General features: G+C 42.3%; 2 protein-coding genes. Both read right to left on the minus strand.

The features are described 5' to 3' along the window. Nucleotides 1-5502, minus strand: a 5502-nt coding sequence (locus EFY79_RS21095) for a GEVED domain-containing protein (RefSeq protein WP_148041996.1), incomplete at its 3' end; no start/stop codon positions are given. A 471-nt stretch (nt 5503-5973) separates the two neighbouring features. Then, nucleotides 5974-7728 carry a tetratricopeptide repeat protein gene (locus EFY79_RS21100; protein ID WP_123122745.1) on the minus strand — a complete coding sequence of 585 codons (1755 nt, stop codon included), beginning with the start codon at nt 7726-7728 and terminating at the stop codon, nt 5974-5976. Nucleotides 7729-8310: the final 582 nt, after the last annotated feature.

The following is an 8310-nucleotide window of genomic DNA, read 5'->3' on the forward strand; positions in this document are numbered from 1 at the left end:
CACGCTATTTCCGAGGCTTTTATCCCAAATTTTAATCCTGAACAGGTCTGTTCCGCCACTTCCGTTAATTTGCCCATCAACAGCAGATACCATGAATCCATAATCACCGGCGCCATTCACGGTTCCTTCACCTCTGTAAGTTCCTTTTGAGCCTGAGATAACCAGAGTTCCTGCATCCAATTCACTGCTTTTGAAATTAAAATCACCGTCCTGGAACTGGAACTCAGTATTCCCATCTACCTCATTACTGCCTTTCTTATATTTAGCTACGAAGCCAAAGTTTGCCTTGCCACTCAGTGAAGGTTGGGCAACCAAAGCGCCGGCAGGTGAGGTAATCCATCCGCCTCCGGTAATAAAGCTGCTGTTAGGATCATATACAGGCAGGTAAGCGGCATTAGAAATAGCACAACCCGATGCAGCAGTTGCTATCACTTTGTATAAATTAACTGAAAGGCCTGAAATCGGAGCAGTGGTGGCAACCCCTGAACTATTGGTAACAGCCGTATAAGTTGTAACCACTCCGGTCCCGGGATCAACATTGAAGCTGACAGTAATCCCGGAAATTGCCGGAGAAATGGTAGCGGATAAAATAGCGCCAGAACCCAATGCAATAGGATTGCTGCTTGCAGAGGCATCTATCCCTGAAATAACAATGATAGCCACACTCTGAGTGGTTGCACTTGCACCACCGCTGGTAACCACTGCCCGGTACCAGGTGGAAGCAGTGAGATTGGATGCTGGATAAGTGGCCGCGGTTGCATCTGCAATATTATCAAATGTTAGATTGTCTGTAGATGACTGCCATTGAATCGTTCCGGTATAGCCGCTCAAAGTAAGTGTAGTACTGTTTGTACCTGGACAAACGGTGCCTTCACCACTTATAGTGCCTGCTACTGCCGGTATTTCAGCAGCATTTACTATTACCGTCGCAACACTGCTGGTTTTTGATCCACAATCCCCACTAACGACTACATAATAATAATAAGTGCCTGCTGTAGATACATCGGGAGTATAGGTAGCGGCGTCTTGTCCGATAGCTGATCCGCCTACGTTGCCGTTGGTTGTATTGCTGTACCATTGATAATGAAGTGTACCCGTTCCGCTGGCATTTACACTTAACTCAGGAGCAGTTCCACCATCATCTACAGCCGAAGGATTGGAAACATCTGTTGTAATAGTTGGGGCAGTACATCCAATTACAGTTAATGAGTAATCGTCGGTTTCACCATAGTATAACGGGCTACAGGCATCGTATGGACGAGATAGTATATCAGCTCTTACCCGCATTCTATGGGTTCCAATAGGCGCGTCAGCAGGAATGGTAAAGGTTATCGATGCAGTACCATCTTCTAAATCCTGCGTCCCATATATAGTCTCACCTGGGTCAGTAAAAACGCCGTTATCATTAAAATCAATGTACACAAGACAATTGAAATCGTACATGCCATAGTAAGAGTAGTATTGAAGGTTTATTGTGATCGGTGCATTTTGTGTTTGCGATACAATATCGCTTGCTGAATAATTTGCGTAAGAATTGATATCATTCGGATAGTTATCCAAATTGGTTATTCCTCCCGAAGTGCTAATATTATTGACATGAAAATACCCGGGTGTATAATTAGTTGATTGTGGTGGTACACAATATTCCAAACTAACAAGCGCATTGCCTGCAGGGCTGGTAGTTGCAGGAGTTTGAGTACCGCCTGGCCCGCTCATTACGAGCTGGGTACAGCCGGCATCAATCGCATCTCCGGAACCCGCTGTTGCGGTCAAATCATAAACAACCCAAAAATAATTAGTTCCTGTTGAGAGTGACTGATTTCCGTCCACGGTAAAACTGCCGTTTGGATGGTCAAATGTGGAACCAAATTGGCTTGTGGCAGCAAACACGGATGAGGTACCCGTGTAATATACTTTAGCATTAGCAATGTCTGTTGAGGCATTCGTTGATCCGTTGGTGCTGAACACCATTGAGGTCATATTGAATGGTGAAGTACCACCAGTGGTAACTACCTGCACCTGCACAATTTGATTGGTAACAGATGAGAATGATAGGATAGACCCACTGTTTAATTGAATTGTATTACTTGAAGAGTAAGTCATTGGCAAGGTAAAGCTTGTAACGGCAGAAGCTGAACCCGGAAAACTGTAACAGGTTCTTGTATCATTATACTCATAGCACGTAAAGGTGTAGCCGGTCGCAGGGGATAAGCCGCTTACAGTTACACTGGATCCGGTACCATTATAGACCACAAAATTTCCGGTACCAAGTTCAGTTCCGCTGCCAAAAAAAGCATTAGCAGTATAAGAAAAGCCTGACACCGGATCTGTTGGTGCAGCCGATGTTAATCTTCCTACAACCAATACGCCTCCTGTTCCATTTCCTCTTGTCCAATTAACAGTCATTTTATCACCTGATGTATTATTGGTATAACTTTCAATCGTTGCCTGGCCGGTGGGCTGAGTACATGGAGGCACTACAGTTAATCCATAATCTTCTGTTTCCCCAAATTGCAATTGCGAGCAAGGATCAGTTGGATAACCTGAATTATACGATTCGCCTCTTATGCGCATTTTGTGAGTTCCTACCGGAGCAGTAGCCGGAATGGTAAAACTTCCGGAAAGAGTGGCTGTTAATGGATACTTCATCTGTAATACTAATTCACCCGGATCAGTAAATACCTGGTTATCATTATAATCAACGTAAACATTATAATTCATCCCTCCTTCAGCAGTTGCTGTTATAGTGATGGGAAAATTTTGAACCTGCGATGCAATTTTACTTGATGAATAATCTCCGTAAGATGCCGTTTCAGTATTAGTAGCATTGGTGAAATTGGTTAATCCACCGGTAGTAATAACATTTTCAATAAAGTTGCCACTGCCATAATTTACGGATTGTGGAGGGGTACAGTATCCTATGCTATTAACTGCCAATCCTGATCCGGGAGTTGTATAACAAGTTGAAGCTACGTTATATTCATAGCAGGTGAAGGTATAGTTTAGGCCGGGCGCTAAGCCGGTAACATCTACGCTTGTTCCGGTGCCATTATAAACCACAAAATTGCCGTGACCAATGTCAGTGCCGCTTCCGAAAATAGTATTAGCAGTATAAGAATCTCCTCCATTGGGATCTGTTAGTGCAGCAGATGTTAATCTGCCCACAACCAATACGCCTCCTGTGCCGTTGCCCCTTGTCCAATTAACCGTCATTTTATCACCAGTATTATTGGTATAGCTTCCTATCGTTGCCTGGGTAGTTGGCGAGGTACATCCGGGGGTTACAGTTAAACTGTAATCTTCGGTTTCACCATATTGCAACTGAGAGCAAGGATCAGCGGGGTACCCGGCGCTAATATCATCTCCTCTTATGCGCATTCTGTGAGTTCCGGTTGGAGCGTCAGCCGGGATACCAAAGCTTCCGGACACAGTAGCAGATGAAGAACTTTGCATCTGTAATACTAATTCACCAGGATCCGTAAATACCCCGTTATCATTATAGTCAACATACACATTATAAGCCATCTTCAAAGTAGAAGAAAAAGCGCTTTGTGCTACATTTATAGTAATGGATCTACTTTGAGCTTGTGATGCGATTCGGTTGCTTGCATAGAATCCGTATGAACCCGGTTCCCTGCCGGTAGGGTTTGTAAAATTGGTTGCTCCACCTGTAGTATTCACATTGGTGATATACTCCTTTTCATTCGACACTGATGGCACGGGTATGCAATAACCACCGGTTATAACTGACGATCCTGATCCGGGAGTTTTAAAACAGGTGGAAGTATTATTATAATCATAGCAGGTAAAGGTGTAGCTTACTGCCGGGGTTAAGCCGGTTACATTCACACTTGTTCCGGTGCCGTTATATACCACAAAATTCCCGGTGCCAATCTGGGTGCCGCTTCCGAAAACACTATTGGCAGTATAAGACAATCGTTCCAACGGATCTGCTGCTACAGCCGATGTCAATCTTCCAACAACTAAAACACCTCCTGTTCCATTGCCTCTTGTCCAGTTAACCGTAGCACTGGTACCGGATAAAAGATTGGTATAATTTCCTATCGTTGCCTGGGTAGTAGGCTGAGTACAGGGAGGTGGTACAGTTAAGGTATAGTCTTCAGTTTCGCCATATTGTAATTGATTACAAGGGCCAGCCGGATAAAATACATACGGGTAAGTATTAATGTCATTTCTTTCAGCTCTAATACGCATTCTATGATTTCCTGAAGGAGCTGAAGCCGGTATGATAAAACTACCGGAAAGAGGGTTAGAGGAGAAACTTGACATTTGCAATACCATTTCACCATCATCAAAAACCCTGTCATCATTATAATCCACGTAAACCTTATAGGCCATTCCAACAGTGCCTGAAGTGGTAATAGTGACGGGAAAATTTCGGGCCTGCGATACAATTTTTGCAGATGAATAATCTCCGTAAGAATTCTCTTCGTAACTGGTAGCATTTGTAAAGTTGGTTATACCACCTGTAGTTTGAACATTGTTGATATAATAGGTATGGCTGCCTGTAGAATACCATGCTGAAGTTGGAGGTATGCAATAATTGGAAGGAACAATAACTGCCAATCCTGATCCAGGTACTTCGTAACATATTCCCGGATTGTTGTATTCATAGCAGGTAAACGTATAACTCACGTCCTCAGCAAGGCCTGTAATAGCTACACTCGTTCCCGTACCATTATATACTACAAAATTTCCGTCGCCTACCTCAGAACCGCTGCTAAAAACAGTATTGGCTGAATATGAAACACCTCCTGCGGGAAATGCTTCTGCAGCAGACGTTAATCTTCCAACCACCAGCACTCCCCCTGTTCCATTGCCTCTGGTCCAATTAAGCCTGACGGTATCAAATGATGCGTTATAGGCAATGCTTGTTGCTGTTGCCTGCATGGTTGGCTGGTCGCAACCTGGAAGTACGGTTAGCCCATAGTCTTCAGTCTCCCCGGATTGCAACTGGGTACAGGGACCCCAGGTAGAACCGATATAATCGGCTCTAATCCGCATTCTATGAGTTCCCAAAGGCGCGTTCACCGGAATGGTAAATGTTCCCGTAACAGTACCGCCTACAAATTCTGTTGCCATTTGTAGTACTGTCTCTCCTACATCGGTAAATAAACCGTTATCGTTATAATCAACGTACACTTTATAATTCAACCCTTCACCGGGACTGCTTGCAGTTAGGGTAACTGGATAATTTTGAGCCTGTGATGCAACTTTCGAGGATGAATAATCTCCGTAAGAAGCGGGTTCAACGCCGCCTGTATTTGTAAAACTGGTTGCCGCGGTAACGGAAACATTACTAATATAATGGCCGTCGGGAGTATTTACCGATTGCGTGGGTATGCAGTAAGATTGCCCATAAGAGTTGCCTGCACTCATACCTGTTATTACCAGGAAGGCAATCATTATTATCCGCCCAAAAGAAAATCCCCGGCTGCAATTATAATTCCTTAATCCTGTTGCTGTAAAACTTGCTTTCATTTTGTATTATTTTCGTGTGATAAGTTGTATGTTTTTATTTTCAGTGTCTTTTTTCCTTGTCTTGATGCAATGCCGGTCAATCCGTTCAGGCATCAACTCTTCAATTTTTCATTCCTGCAAAGTCACCATCAATTATTTTTGTTGCGAAGTAGGAAATCCAGTTTCATTTTCCTTCTCTATCATCTTTAACCTGTATTTGAAATACATGAAAACGCCGAATGCTAGTAAAACAAATACAAGGACTATCAGCAGGTACCGGATAAATGATTTATATTTTTGAGGAAGAAAATTCCGGCTCATTTCAATCTTTCGTGTAAGATTAAATGATAATTGAGCCGGATAAAAATTTTCGGCGTGACTAAAGTGTTACAGAATGTGACAAAACGTGACAGGCGGAAATTCCTACTGTAAATCAGTGGAATACAAAGGAAGAAATTAAGCGATTATCATCAGAAAACCTCCGTATACTGCTTAAATTTTCTCCACCAATTCCTCAATTCCTTCTTCAGCTTCTGAGTGGAGTTTCCTTTTCAACCGGCTTCTGATTTGACGAATAGCCTCAGTGCCCACACCCAGCATACTTGCCATTTCTTTATTCGATAGCTGGAGTTTGATAAGCGCTGCGAACCTGGTTTCGGCAGGAGAAAGCCCGGGGAGCTTTTGTTTCAGTCGTTGGAAAAACCCTTCGTGCACTTTTTCAAAAAGGTGGGTAAAATTTCTCCAGTCCTCGTCGGTAAGCAGTACGGAATTCTGCAGCAGTTGTATTGAATGATTATCTGGTTCGGGGGAAGAAGCCAAACCTTGCTGTTCATTTTTTGCAATGTTCAATTCGGCATTCACTCTTTCAATTTCACGGGAAGCCTTTTCAATAAACGCATTCTTTTCCCTGATAGACTGGGTGAATGCATTGAGTTGTTGAGTGGCGGTTCGCAATTCATTTTCGGCTAACTGTTTTTGCGCAATTAATTGTTGCTGCCGACTCTTGTTTTTTATCTGCGCTCTGTTGTAAAGCAATAATGAGATAAACATCAGTAAAACGACAAATACAATGATGACATTTCTCAGCAGGAGCTGTCGTTGTTTTTCACTGGCAAATGATTTTTCTCTTTCCTTCACCTGTTCATATTGCACCGCCATTTCAATCTTATATTTTGTATTCAGATCTTTTTGGACTGCAAGTTTATCGTTAAAGGTGTTAGCAGAGTCACTATAAACCATATAGAGTGCCGGATCTTTTATCGACCGGTAATAGGTAGCAGCAGCATTATATGCGGTAAAATAATCTTCATTATCATTTGCCAAGTGAGCAGCATTCAGCGAAATAGTAAGAAATTTTTTTGCCTCTGCCGGGATATTTTCTTTGCAGAAAATTTCTGACAAAGGAGAAGCAAAACTAACCGTATTATCAGGCACATTTCCCTCCATCGTCATTGGAACAGCCTGCGACAAATACTCAATTGCCTTATTATAATTATTTTGAAGAAAATAGGTCAGCCCAAGGTTTCCTAGAGCAATGCCTTTCCACGCTACTTCACTTTCCATTATGTGTGCATTATCGAATACCCTCTGAAAATAAATGCGGGCAGAATCATATTTTCCGGTTTTCATGTAGCACATTCCAATAAGGTCGGTATTGAAAACATACACGAATGTTTTTATCCTGAAGGTCTTATCAGTCCTGAGGCTCAGCCTCAATGCATTCCCAAAATCGTTGTAACGGTAATAGGACTGGGATATAACATAGAGTGCGTACTGCCTTGGCGGAAGTTTTTCTTCGGGTAGCTTTTCAAGCAGGTTATAGGCTTTCAGGTAATTTTCAAAAGCCTTCCCAAAGCTTTGCTTCTTTAGCTCAAAGTAAAATCCTAAAGTCATGTATTGCACCGCAGCTATTTCCGGCGCATTCATTTTCATTGCCTCTTTGATCACTTTCTCACCGTTCACTACTGCGGTTTCCAGTTCATATCCATCATCCGTCTTTACAGAAAGAATGGCCCGCTCGAGGTTGAGTCGGGTATAATCGTCTGTGTTTGCAGCAGCGGTGCGTAGTTTGGTTATTTCCTTATAAAATGTTTGCGAATCCAGCTTGGCCAACCCGATGCAAACGGAGTCCAGCAAATGAATCTGTTTAGGGAAAGGCGTTTTGAATATATACCCATACTGGGCAAAGGTTGACCGACTCAGCACAAGCAAGATCAGCATGATAAAAAGACTTCTGAGAGATTTCATTACTCTTTGCAGTTGTTTACATTAACAAAAACGGGGGTATTTTGTCAGGTATTATCAAGGATGCCATGGAAAAGCAATTAGCGGCGAAACGAAAAACAATTAGTGCTACCGCCCAAAGATATAATTTTTTCATTCGCCTTGCAGTGCAATACTCACAAGCTGGCACGAATTTTTAAAAAGTAAATTAAAACATCCTTTATGCCAGGTGAATCCGAAATTGAAAATGGAGTTTCTATTAATGAATTGACTTCAAAAGTAATGAAGCTGAAAAAACAGATCCTTCTTTAGCGATGTAAATTTACAAGATAAAAGTAGGCGTATGAACTAATAAACATTTATACCTTTTCACGGAACGCCCGGATTTTTAGCGCATTTGTCCCATTGACTTAATTCATTTTTAAAAACAGTATTTCACCTGTTCAAACATAACAAAAGAGGCTGCTTTTTAAGGCAACCTCTTTAAACTGTAGTTTCTCAGAAAATTACTTTCCTTCTTTTATCAACCGGATAGTTACTTTATCACTACCCTGCAGAAACTCTGCAATGTAGATGCCCGGATGGTAATTGCCAGCCAACTGAATA

This window comes from Hanamia caeni (genome assembly GCF_003721595.1).
Taxonomy (GTDB): Bacteria; Bacteroidota; Bacteroidia; order Chitinophagales; family Chitinophagaceae; genus Ginsengibacter; species Ginsengibacter caeni.

What these genes read in the sequence shown, in the direction of transcription:
- EFY79_RS21100 (WP_123122745.1), bottom strand. Translation starts at nt 7,728, where the DNA reads ATGAAATCTCTCAGAAGTCTTTTTATCATGCTGATCTTGCTTGTGCTG.